17 protein-coding genes and 1 pseudogene are annotated in these 20951 nt (G+C 68.6%); 12 read left to right on the forward strand and 6 right to left on the reverse strand.

Going from position 1 to position 20951, the window contains the following annotated elements; all coding sequences use genetic code 11:
* Positions 1-4: 4 nt before the first annotated feature.
* A complete protein-coding gene (locus QHF83_RS30575) occupies positions 5-817 on the reverse strand; it encodes a hypothetical protein (RefSeq protein WP_282421515.1) in 813 nt (270 codons plus the stop codon).
* A gap of 1629 nt (positions 818-2446) precedes the next feature.
* On the opposite strand from QHF83_RS30575, the pseudogene QHF83_RS53525 reads away from it, so the two are divergent.
* Positions 2447-2683 (forward strand): annotated as a pseudogene (locus QHF83_RS53525) (BRCT domain-containing protein); the annotation flags it as partial.
* A 381-nt stretch (positions 2684-3064) separates the two neighbouring features.
* Positions 3065-3331: a pentapeptide repeat-containing protein gene (locus QHF83_RS53530; RefSeq protein WP_348980481.1), complete on the forward strand. Its 267-nt coding sequence runs from the start codon at positions 3065-3067 to the stop codon at positions 3329-3331.
* 1 nt (position 3332) lies between these two features.
* On the opposite strand, the gene QHF83_RS30585 is transcribed toward QHF83_RS53530, so the two are convergent.
* Positions 3333-3653 carry a transcriptional regulator gene (locus QHF83_RS30585; protein WP_282421517.1) on the reverse strand — a complete coding sequence of 107 codons (321 nt, stop codon included), beginning with the start codon at positions 3651-3653 and terminating at the stop codon, positions 3333-3335.
* Between the two features lie 105 nt (positions 3654-3758).
* On the opposite strand from QHF83_RS30585, the gene QHF83_RS30590 reads away from it, so the two are divergent.
* Positions 3759-5738: a hypothetical protein gene (locus QHF83_RS30590; protein ID WP_282421518.1), complete on the forward strand. Its 1980-nt coding sequence runs from the start codon at positions 3759-3761 to the stop codon at positions 5736-5738.
* On the opposite strand, the gene QHF83_RS30595 is transcribed toward QHF83_RS30590, so the two are convergent.
* The 3 genes from QHF83_RS30595 to QHF83_RS30605 form a co-directional block, all read right to left on the reverse strand.
* On the reverse strand, positions 5739-6590 hold the full coding sequence (locus QHF83_RS30595; RefSeq protein ID WP_282421519.1) for a hypothetical protein: 852 nt from the start codon (positions 6588-6590) through the stop codon (positions 5739-5741).
* 280 nt (positions 6591-6870) lie between these two features.
* Positions 6871-7995 carry a hypothetical protein gene (locus tag QHF83_RS30600; protein ID WP_282421520.1) on the reverse strand — a complete coding sequence of 375 codons (1125 nt, stop codon included), beginning with the start codon at positions 7993-7995 and terminating at the stop codon, positions 6871-6873.
* 19 nt (positions 7996-8014) lie between these two features.
* Positions 8015-9133 carry a PEGA domain-containing protein gene (locus QHF83_RS30605; RefSeq protein ID WP_282421521.1) on the reverse strand — a complete coding sequence of 373 codons (1119 nt, stop codon included), beginning with the start codon at positions 9131-9133 and terminating at the stop codon, positions 8015-8017.
* Between the two features lie 322 nt (positions 9134-9455).
* On the opposite strand from QHF83_RS30605, the gene QHF83_RS30610 reads away from it, so the two are divergent.
* Genes QHF83_RS30610 through QHF83_RS30625 form a run of 4 tightly spaced genes read left to right on the forward strand, consistent with a single transcriptional unit; the run spans position 9456 to position 14798 of the window.
* Complete coding sequence (locus QHF83_RS30610; protein ID WP_282421522.1) at positions 9456-9983, forward strand: hypothetical protein; 528 nt, start codon at positions 9456-9458, stop codon at positions 9981-9983.
* Between the two features lie 8 nt (positions 9984-9991).
* Positions 9992-11869, forward strand: a complete 1878-nt coding sequence (locus QHF83_RS30615; RefSeq protein WP_282421523.1) for a hypothetical protein — start codon at positions 9992-9994, stop codon at positions 11867-11869.
* Between the two features lie 39 nt (positions 11870-11908).
* A complete protein-coding gene (locus QHF83_RS30620; protein WP_282421524.1) occupies positions 11909-13381 on the forward strand; it encodes a sigma-54 dependent transcriptional regulator in 1473 nt (490 codons plus the stop codon).
* A 52-nt stretch (positions 13382-13433) separates the two neighbouring features.
* Positions 13434-14798, forward strand: coding sequence for a TolC family protein (locus QHF83_RS30625; protein WP_282421525.1), 1365 nt, complete (start codon positions 13434-13436; stop codon positions 14796-14798).
* Between the two features lie 6 nt (positions 14799-14804).
* On the opposite strand, the gene QHF83_RS30630 is transcribed toward QHF83_RS30625, so the two are convergent.
* Positions 14805-16589, reverse strand: coding sequence for a serine/threonine-protein kinase (locus tag QHF83_RS30630; protein ID WP_282421526.1), 1785 nt, complete (start codon positions 16587-16589; stop codon positions 14805-14807).
* A 130-nt stretch (positions 16590-16719) separates the two neighbouring features.
* Here QHF83_RS30630 and QHF83_RS30635 point away from each other — a divergent pair, with 130 nt between their 5' ends.
* From QHF83_RS30635 to QHF83_RS30655, 5 genes are all read left to right on the forward strand, one after another.
* Positions 16720-17475, forward strand: coding sequence for a cytochrome c biogenesis protein (locus QHF83_RS30635; protein WP_282421527.1), 756 nt, complete (start codon positions 16720-16722; stop codon positions 17473-17475).
* A 3-nt stretch (positions 17476-17478) separates the two neighbouring features.
* Positions 17479-17745, forward strand: a complete 267-nt coding sequence (locus QHF83_RS30640) for a CcmD family protein (RefSeq protein WP_282421528.1) — start codon at positions 17479-17481, stop codon at positions 17743-17745.
* Between the two features lies 1 nt (position 17746).
* Positions 17747-17890: a hypothetical protein gene (locus tag QHF83_RS30645; RefSeq protein WP_170228964.1), complete on the forward strand. Its 144-nt coding sequence runs from the start codon at positions 17747-17749 to the stop codon at positions 17888-17890.
* Between the two features lie 6 nt (positions 17891-17896).
* Positions 17897-19039: an acyl-CoA dehydrogenase family protein gene (locus QHF83_RS30650; protein WP_348980480.1), complete on the forward strand. Its 1143-nt coding sequence runs from the start codon at positions 17897-17899 to the stop codon at positions 19037-19039.
* A gap of 103 nt (positions 19040-19142) precedes the next feature.
* Positions 19143-20753, forward strand: a complete 1611-nt coding sequence (locus QHF83_RS30655) for an SBBP repeat-containing protein (RefSeq protein WP_282421530.1) — start codon at positions 19143-19145, stop codon at positions 20751-20753.
* Positions 20754-20951: the final 198 nt, after the last annotated feature.

The raw sequence follows: 20951 nt of genomic DNA on the forward strand, positions 1-20951 counted from the left end.
TGCGTCAGGGGTTTTCGAGGGCCCCGGGCGTGTACACGAACGGTTTTCCGTTCGCGGGATCGACGAGCCCCTCGGTGTACGCCTTGACTTTGGCGTCGCCGAGGAGCTCGGACCAGTGGCGGAACCGCGACCGGGCGCGGTCGACCTCGGGTGCTTGGATGTTCCACGCCCGCGCCCGGAGCAAAGCGTCGGCGTAATGGCGAACCAGGGGGCCCTCGGCCGCCTGGAGCCAGTTTTCCCGCGCGGATTGGAACATCTCCTCGCGTCTTTGGCGGAGCTCCTGCGACGTGGCGACGAGGTTCGGGTTTCCGCTCGCCGCGGCCTTGTCGAGCAAAGCTTCCTCCTTGTCGGTGTAGAGTTTTACGCGGGGCGGCTCGGCGCCCGCAAGGCGCTGCCGCAGGACGTCGTGGAGGGCGGCTTGCTGGATGCGCGCGCGGATCGAAACCACGCGGGGCTCGGCGCGCGCGGCGAGGGATTCGAATTCGCCGCCGAGCGCGTGGATGACCGCGTAATCGTCGTCGTACGCCTTCTTGACCTCCATGATGTTGCCGGCGTAGGGCTCGATCGCCCGATCGATATCGAGCCGCCGGGGGATTCTCTTCACGATCGCGGCGTACACGCAGGCGGGCTCGTCCTCGGCCTTGCCGGGCGGGCAGGCGGCGTCCGCAGCTTCGGGCGCAGGTGTGGTCTCGGGGCCGGGATCAGCGGAGGCGTTCGTGGCCGCCGCCGGCGCCGCCACGCGTGGCTCGGGGGGAGTGGGCGTGGCGCAGGCCGTGGCGGCGGTCGTGATCGCGGCGAGGAGGAAGGAGCGTCGCACGATGGGCCGAGTATACAGCTTGACGCCGCGCGCGCGCCGGGCGAACGGATTTTCGTGGGCAGCGATCTCTACGATGTGAGCATTCGATCGTACCGGGAGTGGACGCGCGACGAGGCCGAGCGGCGCGCCCTCGCGCTCGGGCCGAACATCGAGACGGCGGCGCGCTTCTTCGACGAGGAGGGGCCCTTCGTCGAGGCGCGATTTCATGTGAAGAGCATCCATCCGGATGCGCCGATCTCGTGGGATCATGGCTTCGTGGTCCGGCTCTTCGACGAGGCTGTCCTGCAATGTGATGCGCCTGCCGGCGATAGCTTCGGCTACCAGGACACGCCTATCACCCGCGAGAACAAGACCGTCTGGACGATGAAGTTCGAGTTCGACAAGAAGAAGAAGCTCCCCGTCCTCGTCATGGACGTGCTGGTGAAGCAGCGCGGCGCCGGGCGCAATCGCAATCCGATGGGGGATACGGCGGAGTTCGTCGCGTTCTTGCCGAAACGGTATGCGCCGAACATCTCGAAGCTCGGTTATTTCGCGTCGCGCGCGTGGGGAGGGCCGACCTGGAGGGAATGCGAAGACGATCCGAGGACGAAACGGCCGCGGCTCGCGCAGGTGTTCCCGGTTCGCCGCTCGTTCGTGCTGGGAACGTCGCTGGAGTCCGCGATCGGCATCGTGCCCCGCGCTGAGGGAGGCGTGTACGTGCTGACCCCGCTGCTCCTCGCCGCGGTTTCGCGGAACGGCGAGGTCACGCCGGTGTTCGAGGTCGGCGCGGTGAGCGGGGGCGCCGTCGCGAAATCGATCGCCTTGGATGGCGCGGGAAACGTGTGGATCGGCACGGCCAAGGGATTGCTCCTGCGCGAGCGCTCGGGCGAGGTGACACGTTTCGGCGCCAAGCACGGGATCAAGAGCGCGGTGGGCGTGGCGATCGGGCCGGATGGGCGGGTCTTCGCCGGAGGAAAGGACGGGCTTTTCGTCCGCGCGGAGGCGGGAGGTTCGTGGTCGCTCGTCCATCCGGACCTCGAGGACGCGGATATCCGAACCGTGCATGCCGGTGAGGATGGCACGATATGGGCGACGAGCATCCGATACGTGTGGAGGGTTCGTCCGGATGGAACCCTCGACAAGATGGGCGGCCGGCAGGGCATTGGCAGCATCACGCATGTGATTCCGCTCCCGGACGGCTCTGCCTGGGTCATTCCCACGCTCGGGCCCGTCGTCCGCGTCGCCGCGACCACCCCGAGCGCGACGCCTTGCCCGATCGCGCAAAACCTGGCCCCCGAGGGGGTTTGGGAGGGGATTGTCACGAAAAACGGCGCTGCGGTCCTCGTCACGAAGTCGGCGCACGTCCTCCGGATCGAGGAGGGCGCGCCGCCTCGTTGCTTCGTTTTCGAGAATACCTGCGAGGCGCTCCGCGAGGAGAAGATGTGGCACCCCTACGTGTGTCTTTCCCACGAGGGGGACGTGTTCGTCGCGACGGCGATGGGGCTCTCGATCGCGCGGGCCGAGGACCTCGCCGCGGCGACGCAGACGACGCCGCTCAATGCGGATCTACCGCATTTCGCCCATATCGAGCCGGTCCGGCTGCAGCCGGGGAGCGGCGAGGCGTCGGGCGGGGAGGTCGTCGATTTCCAGGGCAAGACCGTCGTGCTCACGGGCACGCTGGGGACGATGATGCGCGCGGAGGCGGAGAAGCTGCTCGCGGCGCACGGGGCGGTGCTTTCGGATTCGGTCGGGAAGAAGACCGATTACCTGATTGCGGGGGCCAAGGCCGGGAGCAAGCTGGCGAAGGCCGAGCAGCTCGGCGTGAAGGTGCTCGGGGAGGACGCGCTCGTCGCATTGAAACAGGGGAAGGCGGCGCCGGCCGCGAAGGCCGAGGCAAAAGAAGCGAAGCCGGCGAAGGCTCCGCCGCGCAGGGAAGCGGCCGATCTTGCGCGGCTGTTCGCGCTCTCCGACCAGCCCGGCGCGCTCGCGGAAAACCTCGAGCGTGGCCTCATGCGGAGCCTCGCGGAGTCGAGCTCGCCGATGACGCCGCCACAATGGAAGAAGATCGTCGCCAAGCACAAGAAATTCCTGGATGCCGGCGGCGCGGGCGGCGTGTTCCATTCGCTGGAGGCGAGTGGCCTGGTCATGGCCGTGTATTCCGGCGGGTCGGGAGGGAAGCGGGAGGACCAGGCGAGCTTGCAACGCCATCGGCTCCCGCCCGATTTCGACGCCAAAAAAGCGCACCTGCCCTGGGCGAGCGGCTGCAGCATGATCGCGGAGAAGGTCGATTTCTCCGGCGCGGATCTCTCGCACGGCAATTACACCGACTCGTTCATGGCCGGCGCGCGTTTCGACGGCGCGACGCTCGTCGGCTCGGATTTCTCGCGCACGGACTTCACGGGCGCGAGCTTCCGCGACGCGGATCTGTCGCGCGCCGATTTCGAGAGCTGTGATCTGCGAGGCGCGGATTTCACGGGCGCGAAGCTCGTGGGCGCGCGTTTCCCGGGCGCGAAGCTCGACGGCGTGATCGTCTGATTCAGGGCTCGACGAAGAATTTGGGCGCTTCGATCCGCTCGCCTTTGCAGCGCGGGCAGCGGCTCGGGCGGCCGAACGCGCGGCGATCCTCGAAGACGTATCCGCAGCCGAGGCAGGTCGCGGGGCTCACGCCGAGGGCGCCGCCTTGCCCGGCGAGCGAGCGGGCCACGTGTTCGAGGTGGGCGAGCACGTCCTTCTCGCGGAGCCCGAGCGTGATGGCGAGCGCGCGCGCCGTGGATCGGCCGGACCGCAATGCTTCGAGCAGCGCCTGCCGCGTGGTCTCGGCGCGCTCCTTGGGTACGGGCGGCTCCTTTTCCTTCATACGACGACAATTCTACAGGATGAGCGCACGGAAAGCACGGCCGCTCCGCGGGGCGGGCGGCGAGGAAATGGAAGGACGCCCTGATTTCCTGATAGAGTAGGGCCGATGAAGCGCTCGCTCTCCCTCCTCGTCCGGGCCGCGATCGTGTCGTGCCTCGGGCTCGGCTCGGCCGCATGTTCCTCGAACGCCGAGGATCCGCTCGATTGTCCGACGATCGCGCCTCCCGCAGGCGCGCCGAAGCTGCTCGGGGCCGATTGTGATCCGCTGGTTCCGACGCAATGCGGCTATCCGTTTCCCTCGAACGTGTGGCTCGAGGACGACACGAGCAAGCCGACGGGGAAACGCGTGGCGTTCGGCGCGACGACCCTCCCGGTCGCGGCGGGCCACGGGCCGCTGGATCCGGAGTGGTGGGCGCCGAGCGACGGGTTTTCCCCGGGGCAGCCGGCGCTGACGCACCTGCCGGGCGCGACGATCACGGGATTGCCGACGCAGGATTCGATCGAGCTTTCGCTGTCGGATACGTCGCCGACCGTGATTCTGGATGCGGAGACGGGCGAGCGGGTGCCGCATTTCTCGGAGCTCGATCAGAGCGTCGGGACGGAGGCGGACGAGGAGCGAGCGCTGCTCGTGCGGCCGGTCGTGCGTCTCGCGGACGCGCGGCGGTACATCGTGGCGATCCGGAACGTGGTGGACGCGGGCGGCAAACCCATAACGCCGTCGCCGGCGTTTCTGGCGCTGCGGGACGGGACGGCGTCGTGTGATGCTTCGGTCGAGAGGCGGCGCGAGCTTTACGGCGATATCTTCGCGCGGCTGGAGAAAGCGGGGATCCCGCGGAAGGATCTTCAGATTGCGTGGGATTTCACCACGGCGAGCCGCGAAAACAACACGGCGGCGCTCGTGGCGATGCGGGACGACGCGCTCATGAAGGTGGGCGCGGAGGGGCCGGAGTACACGCTGAGCATGGAGGAGTTCACGGAGGAGGAAAACCCGCGGATCTGGCGGCGGCTCGTCGGGAAGATGAATGTGCCGCTATACCTGGACGCGCCGGGGCCGGGGTCTTCGCTCGTGTTCGGGGACGATGGTTTGCCGAAGCAGAACGGCTTCGCCGAATACGAGTTCGTGGTGCACGTGCCGCACGCGGCGAAGCAGGGGCAGAAACTCGCGCTCATCCAGAATGGTCACGGGCTGCTCGGCTCGAAGTTCGAGGGGGGCGACGGGTACCTCGGGGAGCTCGCGAATCGTCATGGATACGTGGCCTTCTCGGTGGATCTCGTGGGCATGGCGAGCGAGGACGTCCCGAGCATCACGGACGCGCTGGTGACGGACGCGGGGGCGTTCCGGAAGAGCGTGGACCGGCAGCACCAGGGCATTCTGAACAGCCTTTTGGCGATGCGCATGATGTCGGGCCGCTTCGTGAAGGAGCCGCTCTTGCAGGTGAACGGCGAGAGCGTGATCGACCCGACGCAGCGATTCTACCGGGGCGATAGCCAGGGCGGGATCTTCGGGACGACGTACATGGCGCTCTCGACGGACGTGACGCGCGGGCTCGTGAGCGTGCCGGGAATGCCCTACACGATGCTCCTGGATCGGAGCACCGATTTCGGGCCGTTTTTCCTGTTCCTGAAGGGCGCGTACGGGACGGGCCGGAACATCCAGCTCGTGGAAGGGCTGATGCAGATGTTGTGGGATCGAACGGAGCCGAACGGCTACGCGCCGTACATCCGGGAGAACATGCTGCCGGGGACGCCGGCGCATGATCTTTTGATTCACGTGGCGATCGGGGACTACCAGGTGTCGCCGCTCGGAGCGCACATTCTGGCGCGTACGGTGGGCGCGAAGAACCTGGCGCCGGTGAACCGGACGATCTGGGGCGTGGACGAGGCGCCGGCGCCGCTGTCAGGGGCGGCGATCGTGGAGTACGAGTTCGGTTTGCCCGAGGCGCCGAAGACGAATACGCCGCCGAAGGGGGAGGATGACCCGCACGGGAAGGTGAGGGCGCTCGATGCGGCTTATTCGCAGAGCAACGAGTTTTTCCGGACAGGGGTGATCAAGGCGTACTGCGAGGGGGCGTGTGATCCGGAGTGATCAGGGGGCGCAGAGGCCATTCGAGCAGATGAAGCTGTAACACTCGGCGGCGATGGTGCAGGGGTCGCCGGCGTCTTTGACGCATTCCATCTGACCGTCGCCGTTGTTGTCGCGGCATTTGTTGCTCGCACACTCGACGGACGCTGTGCAAGGTGAGCCGAGGGCACCGTCACAGACTGCACCAGCGTTGCAGGTTTTGCCGTCAGCGTGGAGGCAGGATTGAGAGCCGTCGGGAGTTACATCTTCTTCATATTTAGTCACGGGCCTACAGTTGCCAATGTCAGGGGCAATGTTGCATGCCCAGCAGAGACCATCGCAAGGCTCGTCGCAGCAAAACCCATCGGCGCAATTGGAGGTGGCGCAGTCCCACTGGATGAGGCACGTCTTGCCGTTCAAGCATTTCTGACAGTGATTCCCGCCGCAGTCGACATCCGTCTCGTCGCCGTTTTTGACGCCATCAAAGCAGTTGAAGCACTTACCAGTCGGCACATCACAGAAGTTCGGGTACTTGCCGCATTGGCTATGCATCGTGCATTCGACGCACTCTCCCTTACCGTTGCAGACTTTGCCGCCGTCCTCGTTGCATAACGTGCTTTGAGGGACCGGCTGCAGGTTCGGTTTGCCGTTTAGGCATGTACCGATCTGACAATCAGTCGTTGGCGGAGCATCCGTATCATCAATGGTGGTAAGGAACTGACCACTCCCATCACACTGCGTGGCCTTGCAGTCGCCTTCGATCTGGGGAGGGACGGTGCCTGCGGGGTCAGGATGGAGGACGCAGGTCTTGCTCTCGCACGCCCAGGTGCCGCAAAACTCCCAGAAGGGGCAATCTTCCGTGACGACGCAGTCCACGCATCGCCCTTCCCCATCACATATACCCGGGGAGCAGGGGGTTCGTGCTGGAACCGGGGCCTTCTTGCAATAGCCGGTTTCGCAGGTCCAGGGCGCGCAAGGATCAGGGGCGCCGCAAGTGGTGGGATCCGTGCACTGGATGCAGTTCGAGGCTTCGCAGTCGGGTTGGTAGTCGTCGAGTCCGAGGGCGAGACCACATCCGACAATCGTGCCGGCGAGGAGAAGTGCCAGCGAAAGTCGGATACCGCGCATGGAATGCTCCTCTCAGGGAGTCGTTATTTCACGGCGCGCAGAGCCCGTTCGAGCAGTTGTTGCTCGCGCATTCCGCGGGCTGATTGCATGCGTCGCCGAGCGCTTTTACGCACGTCTTCTGGCCGTTGCCGTCAGGATCCGCGCATTGGCCGCTCGCGCAATTCGTCGGCCCCGTGCAAGAGGTGCCTAGCGCGCCCTTGCAGCCGCCACCGCCCGTGCACGCCAAGTTGTTTGCGTTGAGGCAGCTTTGCCCATTGCCGTAGCTCTGGTCATCACCGTATTTCTCGACGAAGTTACAGGTGCCGACAGAGTTGGGAAGGTTGCATGCCTCGCATGCCGAATCGCATGCATTGTCACAACAAACACCATCGGCACAAACGAAAGCCCCAGTGCAATCTTTCAGCGTATTGCACTTCTGCCCTTGCTTGCACGGGAGGCATCGTTCTCCCCCGCAATCCAGATCCGACTCGTCCCCGTTCTGAACGCCATCGGTGCAACTGAAGCAAGTATTCGAGATCGGATCGCAGAAGAGCCCACTCGGCCCACAATCCGCATCCGTATTACACTCGACGCAATTCCCCTCGCCGTCGCAGCTCTTCCCACCCCCCAGGCTGCAAGGCGTCCCCTGCGCCGCAGGCATGCTCATCGGCGTCCCGCCCACGCACGACGAGAGCTGACATTGCGTCGACGGCACATCGCTATCGTCGTTCGCCGTCGTCTCCTCGCCGTTGCCGTCGCACTGGATCTCCTTGCAATCCCCCGGGACCTGCGCGGGAACCGGCGTGCCGGACGGTGTGAAGGTCAGGGTGCAGACGCCGCTGTTGCAGGCGAACGGCGCGCAGTCCGACGGTTCCCCGCATTGCTCCGGGCTCGTGCAGCCCGTGCATTGGCCGTTCGCGTTGCATTTCAGCGCGTTGTTCACGCCGCACGGCAGGCCCGCCACCTTCACGTGCGCGTTCGGCTGGCCTTCGCAGCCCTCCACCGTGCACGGGTCGCCGTCGTCCGCCGCGAGCTTGCATTCGCCCTTCAGCGCCGTGTTCTCGCCGTTGCGGTCGATGTCCTCCGCCTCGTTCGAGCAGCCAGGGCCCTGCAGAAGGCCGATCATCGCCATCGGCAAGAGCAAGATCCACGTCGCGCGATTCGTTCGCCGCATGTCCCGGTCCTCCAGTCGCTCAGAACGAGCCGACCACCATGCCGCCCGTCTGGCCCGCGCCGAAAACCGGGACGACGTTCACGCCCATGAGCTTCCGGCCGAACGGCGTGCGCGGCAGCAAAAACAATCCCAGCGTGCCGATCGCCGCCACGCCGCCAATGATGTACCCCGCCATCGCGCCGTTCGCGGCCGCGTCCTGCGACGACAGCGTGTCCTTGAGCTTCGCGCACGCCGCCGCGTTCGGCGCGAACCCGCCCGAACCGCACAGCCCCGAGGTCGTCGGCGTCGTCTGACGCAGGACGTCGAGCTGCTGATCCGCCTCGTCGCTCTTGCCGTTCGCCATCACCGTCAGGCCCACGCCGAGCCCGAGCCCGAGCACCGTGAGCCCTGCGCCGCCGATCATCCCGTACGTGCGCCACTTCGGCGAGGGCAGCGGCGGCGGCTTCGGCTCCTCTTTCTGCTTCTTCTCCGGCTCCGCCTTCGGCTCCGCGGCGAGCGGCGCCAGCGCGAACTCCATCTCGCTCTCGGTCGCCGGCGCCACCGCGAGCAGCTCCTTGCCCGGGTCGAAGCCGAACTTCTTCACCTCGATCTCGTGGCTGCCCGGATCGACGAAGATCGGCGCCGCGAGCGGCGAGCGACCCACCGCGCGCCCGTCGACGACCACGTCCGCGCCCTCGACGTTCACGTTGATGACGAGCGTCCCGAGCTTGAGCTTCGCCTCGTCGAGCAGCTTCTGCGCCGCCTGCTTCTCGATCGCCGTCGCCGACTTCGCCTCGCGCACGTAGAGCTCGAGGTGCTCGGCCGCGTCACGCGGCTTGCCCGTCTGCAGCTCCGACTGGCCGAGGATCAGGCCGTAGGCCGGATCGGGCTTCAGCTTGAACGCGGCGAGCGCCGCGTCGCGCGCCTTGTCCCACTGGAAGGCCTTGTGCGCCTTCTTCGCGTCCTCGAACAGGCGCGTGGACTCCTTGTCGGCGTCCGCCGGCGACGGAGCCGGCGTCGGGGTCGCGGGCGCCGCGGCGCCTTTGTCCGGCGTCGCCGGCTTGCCCGGAGCGCCCTGCGCCCACGCGGTCGGCGTGCTGGTCCAAACGCCCGTCACGAGCAGGCCGGCTACCCACCATCGCCCTCGTCGCATCGTCATCGACCCTCGGCTCCTTGCTTCCGGCGCGCATTGGACCAAACAAGAGGCCTTTCCCTCAAGCGTAAAGTTTCGATTCGGACGCGGCGCGCACCGCCAGAGGGAACCGGGCCCGCGCCCCGCGCGGAGGCCGGAGGCGGCATCGCCACGGCGCGAAAAGTCGAGATGCTCGGGGGGTGAGCCGACATCGTTGGTGCACCAATGAAAATGACGCCCGTGCAGCGAGAGACGTCGACCCACGGGACGGTGCGCTTGGCAGGCTTCGCTCTTCCGCCGGTCCGACGGGAAACTAGCTCCCTCGGCGGGACCGTGTTCCAATCGTGGGATGCGCCGCTCGCTCCCGCTTGCGCTCGCCGGTCTTTTGATCGGCTCGTTCGCCTCGGCCGAGGAGTCGCCCTCGAAGACGCCGCCTTCCGCAGGCGCATCCGCGCCCGCGAAGAAGATCCGGAAGACGAAGAAGGCGAAGAAGCGTGATCCGAAGGCGCCCGTCGCGAGCTCGCCGAGCTTTCAGATCCTCGCGGGCGGTGTGAGCCGCGTGTGGGTCGAGATCAGCCAGAAAGTCGACGTCACCGAGCACAAGGCCGAGGGGCGGATCGCGTACCGCATGAAGGGCGTCGTGGTGCCCACGCGGACGAACCGCCTGCCGCTCGAGACGATGTTTTTCCAGACGCCCGTGGGGCGTGTGCTGCTCGCCGAGCTCGACGATGGCGACGTGGACCTCGTGATCGAGCTGAAGCAGCCGAGCACGCCGAGCTACAAGCTCGTCGAGACGGAAGGCGGCGTGACGCTGCAGGTCGATTTCCCGGCGTCCGTTGCGTCGAAGAAGCCTCCCGCCGAAGGGGCGATGCGCTGAACCGACACGTGGTCGCCGCGGCGCTCGGGCTCGCCGCGTGGATGTCTGGGGTGCCGGCGCGCGGGCAAGACAAACCCGGCGTCCAGGGCGAGGTCCAGTTCCGCGCCGACGAGGCGCGCGCGGATCCCGAGCGCGGCGAGGTCGAGCTCGAAGGCGGCGTGGTCGTGACGTACGACCGCTACCGGCTCACGAGCCGCAAGCTCGCGATCACGCTCGGCCCGAACGCGGTCGAGATGCGCGGGACGGCGAAGCTCTTGCATTGCCCCTGCAAGGATCCGCCCGTTTCGCTGGAGATTTCGGGGGCGCGGGCGACGGGGCAGGGGGACCTCGAGCTTCGATGGCCGCGGCTCTACTTGGGGCCCATACCGGTGTTCATTCTGCCGTGGCTCCTCGTTCGGCCCGCCGATCGCGTGGGGCTCTTGCCGCCGCGGTTCGCGATGCGCGGCGACGACGGCGCGCTCCTCGGCGCGGGGGCGCGGTTTCCCTGGCGAGGCGCGGACGGGAAGCTGCGCGCGGTCGAGCTCTACGCGTCGGGGTACGTGCAGGGAGGCGTGGAGCTCGGCGCGCGGATCGAGGGGCCCACGATGACGGGGCGGTTCACGTGGGATCGGCTCCGGCAGGATCGGTTCGTCGCGGATACACACGGGTTCGTCCGGACGGACGCGCGGCCGGACGTGCGGATCGCCTGGGATCTGGATGCGATCCGAGGCGCGCGTGGGCTCGTGGCGACGCCCTCGCTCACGGCGGCGGCGCAGCCGTTCGACGTGGGGACGGCCGGCGTGACGATGCAAGTCTCGCCGGGGCGCGGCGTGGGCGCGACCCTCGGGACCGGGCTCACGGCGAGGGCGCGGCGCGGGGAAGGGCCGATCGTTTGGGGTCCAACGGCGTTCGCCGGGGCCTCGGGCGCGGTGGGGCGACGCGGGAGCTGGGAGGCGAACGCGGCGCTGGCGATGCTTTCAGGGCAAACGAATACGCCCTATGCGCGCGCCGAGGCGGGGATCGAGGTCGCGCCGCGGCTCGGGCCGCTCGTCACGCGGGCGCGGCTCGGGACGCGGGCGAGGTTCGCGGGGCCCGAGGGCGCGCCGATGGCCTGGGACGCGGTGGCCGAGGCGCGGGGCGAGGCGTTCGTCTCTCTGGAACGGTCGTTCGGCGGGGCGAAGGACCGAGCGCCGCTCGTGCACCGCATCACGCCGCGGCTCGAAGCGCGCGGCGCGGTCGCGCAGGGCGCAGGGGCGTTTTTCCAGGCGATACGGCCGGATCTCGGGCCCGTGCTCGGGCTCGCGGCGCTCTCCGTGTCGAGCTCGCTCGGGAGCGCGTTAGGCAGCTCGATCGAGGCCGAGGTCAAGGGCGGGTTCGTCGCGACGAACTCGGGCACGAGCGCGGTCGGGTGGGCGAGCGCGGAGGGCACGCACGGGGTCGTGAGCGCGCGGGTCGAGGCGATCGCGAGCAAGGGGAGCGTGGAGCTCCCGGACGAAGCGGGCGATGGAGTGTCCGCGCTCGCGGAGCTACGCGTGACCCTGGAGGACAAGACCACGGTCCTCTTCGACGTGTACGGGCGCGCGGCGGGGACGGGCGCGCTCGCGCGTTCGCTCGGCGGCGGGCTCCTGCTCGGCGACACGATCGGGGTCGTGGCCGAGCGCGGGCTCGTTCTGGGCCTGGGTTATGCGAGGCCGCTTTTCGCCGGCGTCACCGGGAACATCCGCGCCGACGCCGATGTGTGGACGAGGGCCCTCCTCGGCATGGGCGGCGAGCTCGCGTATCGGCATCCGGACGGGTGCGTGGCGTTCGAGGTCGGCGGGAGTCGTCGCGCGGGGCGGCCGGGCACGGACGTCTGGGTTTCGGTCGACCTCGTTCCCCCGCTGCCGTCGCGCGTCGCGCCGCGCTGACTTGCACTCGGGGGATTCGGGCGCGACCATGGCAGCGACGTGCCGAGCGAGACGACGCAAGGGGCGACCAAGGCGCCGAAGGCGCACGTGATGGTGGTCGACGACGAGCCGGCGCTGCGTCGCAGCCTGGCACGCGTGCTGCTCGCCGAGGGCTTCGACGTGATGACGGCCGAGGACGGCGCCGCCGCGCTCACGCTGCTCTCGACGGCGCGCGCGGTCGACGTGGTGCTGCTCGACGTGATGATGCCCGGTCCGAGCGGCATGGAGGTGCTCGCGCGGATCAAGGAGCAGCACCCCGAGGTCGAGGTCGTCATGATGACGGCGTTCGGCGACATCGACACGGCCGTCGCGGCGGTGCGGCAAGGCGCCTACAACTTCCTGACGAAGCCGTTCGGCCCCACGGAGACCGTGGCGCTCGCGCTCATGCAGGCCGCGGAGCACAAGCGGCTCGTCGATCGGACGCGCGTGCTCGAGCAACGCCTCGTTGAACACGAGCGGTTCGGCGAGCTGATCGGCCGTTCGTCGCGGATGCAGGACGTCTACCGGATCGCGCTCGGCGCGGCGCCGACCACGTCGACGGTGCTGATCCTCGGGGAGAACGGGACGGGCAAGGAGCTCGTCGCGCGCGCGATCCACCAGCACAGCCTGCGCAGCGACAGGCCGCTCCGCGCGATCAACTGCGGCGCGATCCCCGAGACGCTCGTGGAGACCGAGCTCTTCGGCAGCGTGCGCGGCGCGTTCACCGGCGCGCAGGATCGGCCGGGGCTCTTCGAGCTCGCCGACAAGGGGACCGTGTTCCTCGACGAGATCGGCGATCTGCCGCTGAGCGCGCAGGCGAAGCTGCTCCGCGCGCTCGCCGAGGGCGAGATCAAGCGCGTGGGCGCGACGCAGCCGAAGACGGTCGACGTGCGCGTGATCGCCGCGACGAACGTGGACCTGAAGGAGCGGATCGCGTCGGGGCGTTTCCGGGAGGACCTCTATTACCGGCTCGCCGTGATCCCCGTGCATTTGCCGCCGCTCCGGCAGCGAAAAGAGGACATCCCGCTGCTCGCGTACCACTTCTTGCACAAGTACGCGCGGCGGAGCGGGCGCGACATCAAGCGGATCGGCGTGGAGGCGCTCAGGCTCCTGCGCGAGCAGCCCTGGCCGGGGAACGTGCGGCAGCTCGAGAACGCGATCGAGCACGCGGTGGTGATGGCGCGCGGGGACTCGATCCTGCCGACGGATCTGCCGTTCGGGCGGGACGAGGCGCACGTGGAAGAGGATGGGGCGGCGGGGGATCAGCGGGTTCTCTTGGGCGATACGCTGTCGGAGCTGCCGTTCACGCAGGCGAAGGAGAAGGCGGCGCTCGCGTTCGAGCGCGCCTACGTGGAGCGGCTGCTCAAGCGAACGGGCAACAACGTGAGCGAGGCGGCGCGGCAAGCGGGGATGGATCGCTCGAATTTCCGGCGACTCATGAAAAAGGTCCGCGCGGCCTCGGACGACGGCGCGGGCGAGGATGACGACGGGTGATGTCCGCGAACACGGTTGCAGCGAGCGGGCCCCTGTGAAAAAGAGCGCGGACATGGCGCAGCGGTCGATCCGGCGATGGCTCCTCGGGGCGGCCCTTTCCCTGGGCGTCGCCGCCTTGCCGGCGCCCGCGGAGGCCAAAGAAAGGGTCGTCTACGACCTCGGGCAGATCCTGGAGATCGCCGAGCGAAACCACCCGAACGTGCTCGCGGCCCGGGCGCGGCTCGCGCAGGTGCGGGCGCAGCTCGACGAGGCCCACCGCGCGCCGTTCAGCCAATTCCGCATGAGCGGCGGCATCGGCCTCGCGCCGACCGTGCTCGGCAACAACGTGTTCAGCCCGAACACGGACGTGTCGCTGACGAGCAGCCTCGGGCTCGCCTGGAGGGCCAGCGTCGACGGGGTCGTGCCGCTCTGGACCTTCGGCAAGATCACGAACCTGTGGGAGGCGGCCGAGGCGAACGTCGAGGTGAACAAGGCGAACGTCGAGAAAGAGCGCGACGCCGTGCGCCTCGACGTGCGCCGGGCCTATTTCGGTCTGCAGCTCGCGCGGGACGGCGCGCTGCTCCTCAAGGACGTGCGCGGCGCGATCGACAAGGCGATCGGCAAGATGAAGGAGTCGATCGAGGAGGACGAGGGCGATCCGGTCGAGCTCTTCAAGCTGCAGACGTACACCGCCGAGCTCGAGGTGCGCGAGTCCGAGTCCGCGCGGTACATGACGGTGGCGCTCGCGGGGCTCCGGTTCTTCACGGGGATCGCGGATCTCGACATCCCCGACGCGCCGCTCAAGCCGCCGAAGCACAAGCTCGGGCACGTGTCGCGGTACCTGACGGCGGCGCGGCTGCACCGGCCGGAGCTCGCGATGGCGCGGGCCGGGGTGCAGGCGCGGCGCGCGCAGGTCGAGGTCGCGCGGGCGCAGCTCTTCCCCGACATCGGCCTCGGCCTCAACGCGGGGTATGCGCGAGCGCCCGAGGTGGCGAACCAGATCAACCCGTTCGGCGGGGATACGGCGAACTTCTTCTGGTACGGCGCGGCCGTCGTGTTCAACTGGAAGCTCGATTTCCTGCCGCAATCGTCCCGCATCCAGTTCGCCGAGGCGCAGCTCGAAGAAATGCGCGCGACGGAAAAGTACGCGCTCGGCGGCGCGGGGGTCGAGGTGGAGACGGCCTACGCCGAGGTCGTCGACTGGCAGAAGCGCGTGGACGCGTATTCGAAGGCCGTGTCGTACGCCCGGAAGTGGCTGGTCACGGTGCAGCAGGGGATCGACGTGGGGACGCGCGAGGACAAAGACGTCCTCGACCCGGCGAAGGCGTTCGCGACGAACCGCTTCAGCCTGATGAACGCGACGATGGAGCTCGATCTCGCGATGAGCCGGCTCGCGAAAGCCACCGGCTGGGACGCGATCGCGCCGGACGGGCTTTGAGCCCGTCTATCGCACGACGATCCAGAGCAGGATGAGCAGGAGCGCGACGAGGCCGCTCGCGCTGCCCACCGCAATGGCGAGCTGTGTGCGCGGCGGGGCGTTTTGCCAGAAGTTCGCGAGCGCCGCGAGGCCGCCGCCGCCCGCGGGCGGAGGCGCCTGCGTGGGCTGACCGGGCCGCGCCATCCACGCGGGAGGCATGCCGGGGCCCATCGGCAAGGGGCCCGTCGTGCCCGGGATGTTCACGGCCGGCAGGTTGCTCTGCGAGGTCATGAGCTGGCCCGGCATCGGCGGCGGGCGGAACATGCCCGGCGGCATCCCAGGCTGGCCCATCATGCCGGGAGGCGGCGCCGGGGGCGCCCCGAAGCCGCCCGGGTTTGGAGGGCCAAACTGACCCGGCAGGTTCTGCAGCTCGGGGAACTGGCTCGTGTCGAGCGGCGTCGTCTTCGTGTACTTGTTGCCCGGGCCGAACATGCCCTGCGCGGCCGCGAGGTCTTCCGGTTTGACCGGCGCGGTCGGCGGATCGTCGAGGTTTGCCGACGGAATCGCGTACTGGTGCTGCCCGCGGCTCGGCTCGAGCATGCGCGTCTTCTCGCTGTCGGGCGCGCGCTCGGGCAGCTCGGGTTTGACGTAGAACGTCGTGGGCGTGTCGCGCCGTTCGCCGGGAGCGTCGTCGTCGGGCGCGTGGCCCGGGCTCGACGGCAAGGACGGCGTGAGCTCGTCGATCGGCGGCAGCACGTGGCCTTCGGGAAGCGGGAACGCTTGCGTCGCCTCGCTGTTGTGGATCGGTCGAACGCCCGAGGGCGTCGGCGCGCCCTGGAAAGGACCCGCATGCGAGGGCCGCGGCGGCTCGGGCGCGGCGGGTCGCTGTGGCTCGTTCATCCACGCGGAGAGGGAACGATCGCCGAAGGGCGCGAGCTCGCGGCAGAGCTCGAGCACGCTGCCTTGCCGATCGTCGCGATCCGGCGCGAGCGCGCGCATGATCGCCTTGCACACGGGCTGCGGCAGGTCGGGACGGAGGCGCGCGATGTCCGTCGGCGGGCCCGAGCAGAGCGCGAAGACGAGGTCGCCGATGGTGTCCGCGTCGTACGGCTTGCGGCCGGTCAAGCACTCGTAGAGCACGACGCCGAGCGAGTAGAGATCGCTGCGCCCGTCGACGCCCGAGGGGTTCCGGAGCTGCTCGAGGCTCATGTAGTACGGCGTGCCGACCGTGGAGCCGGTGCGCGTGAGCGAGCCGCCGGGGACGGGCGCGTCGCTCGCGATCTTGACGATGCCGAAGTCGAGGAGCTTGACGTCGTAGACGCCGGGGCTCGGGCCCGGGCCGAGGTGAATGTTGTCAGGCTTGAGATCGCGGTGGACGATGCCGTGCGTGTGTGCCTCGGCGAGGCACTCGCCGACCTGCAGCGCGACGTTCACCGTGAGCTCGAGCGGGAGCTGCCCTGCCTCGTGCAAGAGCTCGCGCAGGCTCTGGCCGGCGAGCAGCTCCATCACGAGGTACGGGCCCTCGGTCTGGCTCATGCCCATGTCGACGATCTTCACCGCGCGCGGGCTCTTCAAGAGGCTCGTCGCGCGCGCCTCCTGTTCGAGGCGCTGGTACGTCGTCGGATCGAGCAGGGACTTCAGGGCCAGGCGCTGGCCGGTGCGGACGTGCTCGACCTCGTGGACGAGGCCGTTGCCGCCGCCTCCGATGAGCCGGAGGACGCGGTAGCGACCGTCGACGATGGTACCGGGACGGAACGCGGGGACGTCGGCCTGTGCATCTGCCGGAGCTTGCTCGGGGCGAATGGGGGCCATGGGGATCGTGGTTCGGAGGCGAGTCTAGATCAGCTCGTCGCCGAGGGATACTTTCCAAGAGGGGGAGAAGCGACGCGGCGGCTTGGGTCCTTGAACACCCACGACCTTGGCACTACCGTGGCCGCTCACCATGGCGACGAGCGAGGCTCTGGCAGCCGGAACGAAAGTCGAGACGGCAGGCTCCCGCTCCCGCGGGGACGTTGTCTTCTACACGGTGCTCGCTCTCTGCGCCGCTGCGTTCCTGATCACGCTCCACGTGATCTTCTTCAAGGCGCCCGTCGAGTCGACGATGGGCATCGTCCAGAAGATCTTCTACTTCCACGTGCCCATCGCGTACTCGATGTACGTCGGGGCCGCGGTGTGTTTCGTGGGTTCGGCGGGCTACCTCGCGCGCGGGACGCGCGGCTGGGACGCACTCGCGCGCGCGGGCGCGGAGTGCGCCGTGGCGATGGGCGTGCTCGTGCTCGTGACCGGAGCGCTCTGGGGCGCGAAGGCGTGGGGCGTGTACTGGACCTGGGATCCGCGGCTCACGACGGCGCTGCTCTCGGTGCTGATTTACGTGGCGTACGTGGTCCTGCGGGCGTTCGCGGGCGACGGGGACTCGGAGCGGAAGTTCGCGGCGGCGCTCGGGGTGCTCGGCGCGGCAAACCTGCCGATCATCCACTACTCGGTGCAGAAGTGGGGCGGCAACCACCCGAAGGTGATCACGTCGGGCGGCGGCGGGCTCAAGCACCCGGACATGAAGCTCGCGCTCATGCTCGGGTTCTTGACGTTCACGTTGCTCGCGGTGGTGTTGATTTGGACCCGCGTGCGGATCGAGCTCGCGGCGTCGCGGCTGAGCGAGGCCGAGGAAGAGGCGCTCGAGCTCGGCGTGGGCGAGGAGTAGACGATGTCGGCGAATCAAGCAGCACAGCAAGCGCCCGGCGCGGCGGGGCAGGGGACGGCCGACGATCGCTCGACGACGTTCCGCGCGGTCGAGGGCGGCAACCAGATGCAGAGCGGCGAGAAGCTGCTCGTCGAGGCGTACGCGTTCATCTGGATCGTGGTCCTCGTGTTCGTCGCGTCGATGTTCCGGCGGCAACGTCGGCTCGATCGGCGGGTCGAGACGCTGGAGGCGGCGCTCCAGAAGGCGCGCGCGAAGAGCGGGGGCGACTGACGTGCCGGACTTCGGTCAGATCACGCCCCAGCACGTGATCTACATCCCGAGCGTTCTTCTCCTCGGGCTCGTGGTCGGATACACCCTGGGCGCGCGCGCCGTGCGCGCGGAGCTCGAGAAGCGCAAGCGCAGGATGAAGGAGTAGGAGCCCGTGGTGGATTTCTCGCTGTCCGAAGAGCACAAGGGTCTCATCGAGACCGCCCGCCGCTTCACGAAGGAGCGGATCATTCCGATCGCGGCCGCGTGTGATCACGAGTCCCGCTTCCCGATGGAGGTCTTCAAGGAGGCGTGGGAGATCGGCCTCGTCAACCCGACGGTCCCGGCCGAGTACGGCGGGTCGGGCATGGGCGAGCTCGAGAACGCGATCATCACGGAGGAGCTCGCGTACGGGTGCACGGGCATCCAGACGAGCCTGCTCGCGAACGGCCTCGCGCTGACGCCGATCAAGCTTGGCGGGAGCGAGGAGCAAAAGAAAAAATACCTCGGCCTGCTGACGAGCGAGCCGGTGATGGCGAGCTACGCGACGAGCGAGCCCGACGCGGGAAGCGACGTGGCCGGCATCAAGACGCGCTTCGCGCAGCACGGCGACGACTACGTGTTGAACGGGCAGAAGTGCTGGATCACGAACGCGAGCTACGCGCGGTTCTACGTGATCTTCGCGACGAGCAATCCCGAGCTCCGGCACAAGGGCATCGCGGCGTTCATCGTCGATCGCGACACGCCCGGGCTCCGCGTGGGCAAGAAGGAGGACAAACTCGGGCAACGCGCGAGCGACACGGCGCAGATCTTCCTCGAGGACGTGGTCGTGCCGAAGGCGAACCTGCTCGCGCCCGAGGGCAAGGGCTTCAAGCTCGCGATGGAGACGTTCAACCAGACGCGCCCCGACATCGGCGCGGGCGCGACGGGCCTGATGCGCCGCTGCCTCGACGAGTGCGTGGCCTACGCGAAGGAGCGAAAGACCTTCGGGACGCCGATCGCGAACCACCAGCTCGTGCAGTGGATGATCGCGGAGATGGCCATCCGCGTGGAGGCGACGCGCCTGCTTTATCAGAAGGCCGCGTGGAACCTCGACCACGGCGTGCGGGATCCGATCGTGTCGAGCTTCGCCAAGGCCTACGGCGCGGACAGCGCGATGCAGACGGCCGTCGACGCCGTGCAGGTCTTCGGCGGCAACGGGTACGTGAAGGAGTACCCCGTCGAGAAGCTCATGCGCGACGCGAAGGTCCTGCAGATTTACGAAGGCACGAGCCAGATCCAGCGCATCGTGATCGCGAAGCAGCTCTTCGGGGGCTAGCCCCACATCTCCGCCTTTTCCTCTCGCGCCCTCTACACGCGCGCGCCGACCGTTGATATCAACGTGAGCTCGGCAATTTTCCTTTCGCGGGAGGAATGGCTTCATGCGGACACGTCGCGCGCACCCCAAGACCCCCAAGGCGTCCACGGGCGCCGGTAGGCTCCTCGGCACGGGCACCGTGCTCGCCTCGTTCGTCTGCGCAGGCGCCCTCGTGGCGCTCGCGTCGGCGTGCGGGGACGGGAGCGGCGATGGTTCGGGGGGCGCCGGCGCCGGCACGGGCGGCGCAGGCGCGACGGGCGGCCAGGGCGGCGACGGGCTCCAGGACTTCGTGACGAGCGCGTCGAGCTCGTCGAGCTCCTCCGGGACCGGCGGGAACACGGGAGACGCCGGGCCGACGTGCGACCCGCCGAACCCCGTGGGAGGCACGTCCGTGTTCGCCGCCGCCTACGGCGATTCGCAGACCCAGAGCGGCGTGTCGGTCTCGACCGACAAGATGGGCAACATCTTGCTCGCCGGCGCCTTCCAGGGCGCGATGAACCTCGGCGGGACCATGCTCACGAGCGGCGGCAAGGAGGACGCGTTCATCGCGAAGCTCTCCCCGAATGGCCAGGTGCTCTGGGCGAAGCGCTTCGGCGACGGGCAGAACCAGAGCGCGACGGGTATCGGCGCCGATGCCGAGGGCAACGTCTACGTCACGGGCATCTTCATCGGCACGGTCAACTTCGGCGGCCAGAACCTCACGAGCGACACGAACTTCTTCCAGGACGTCTTCCTCGTGAAGTTCGCGCCGGACGGCACCCACCAGTGGAGCAAGAAGTTCGGCGATTCGAACATCCAGTACGCGCGCGCGCTCGCGGTCGACGGCATCGGCAACGTCGTCATCTCGGGCTACTTCCAGCAGCAGGTCGATTTCGGCGGCGGCGTCCTCACCGCGGCGGGATCAGCTTTCGACGTGTTCCTCGCCAAGTTCAACGCGACGGGGCAACACCTCTGGAGTCGGAAGTACGGCAACGAGGCGGATCAATCGGCGAAGAGCCTCGCCGTCGACGGCTCGGGCAACGTGTACGTCGCGGGCGAGGCGTCGGGCTCGATCGATTTCGGCACAGGGGCGCTCACGGCCGCGGGCAACCCGAGCGCGTTCGTCGCGAAGCTCGATCCGCAAGGCGCGCCGATCTGGGCGAAGCTCAGCGCGGGCGCGGGCAAGGCTTCGGCGAACGCCGTCGCGGTCTCGCCCACGGGCGCAGTGGCCGTGGCCGGGCAGTTCCAGGGCACGTTCGATTTCGGCGGCAAGCCCATGGCGAACCCCGACCTCGACGACGCGTTTGTCGCGGTGCTCACCGCGGCCGGCGCGCAGACGTACACGCTCAGGCTTGGCGACGAGACGTTCCAGCGCGCCGACGGCGTGGCGTTCGCGCCGAACGGGGACGTGCTCCTCGCGGGCGCGTTCACGGGCTCGATCGATCTCGGCGGCGGGGCCATCCCGAGCGCGGAAGGGTTCGACATGTTCCTCGGCCGCTTCGCCGCGAAGGACGGCTGCCTCGAGTGGGGCCGCGGCTATGGCGGGCCGCTCGTGCAGTCGCCGCAGTCGCTCGTCTTCGATCCGGTGTCTGGCAACGTGGTGCTCACCGGCAGCTTCGGGGGCACGGTCGATTTCGGCCTCGGCCCGGTGTCCGCGGCTGGTGACGACGCTTTCCTCTTCGCTGTCAAGCCCTGAAACGAGGCTCACGCGCGCCCCGGGGCTGATTTCCGGGGTGCGTTCGTGTGACACGTCGCGGCAACGAGGCTGCTGCCGACCGTCCGACACGTGCGACGCGCCGAGTCCTTGGCGCAGAGGGCAGGTTGCGGGCGCGCCGGGGGCTTCTCCGGGGCTTGTGGTGCGGCGAGCGCTCTGAGATCCTGATCGACAATGCAC

It is taken from the genome of Polyangium sp. 15x6, from assembly GCF_029960785.1.
Taxonomy (GTDB): domain Bacteria; phylum Myxococcota_A; class Polyangia; order Polyangiales; family Polyangiaceae; genus Polyangium.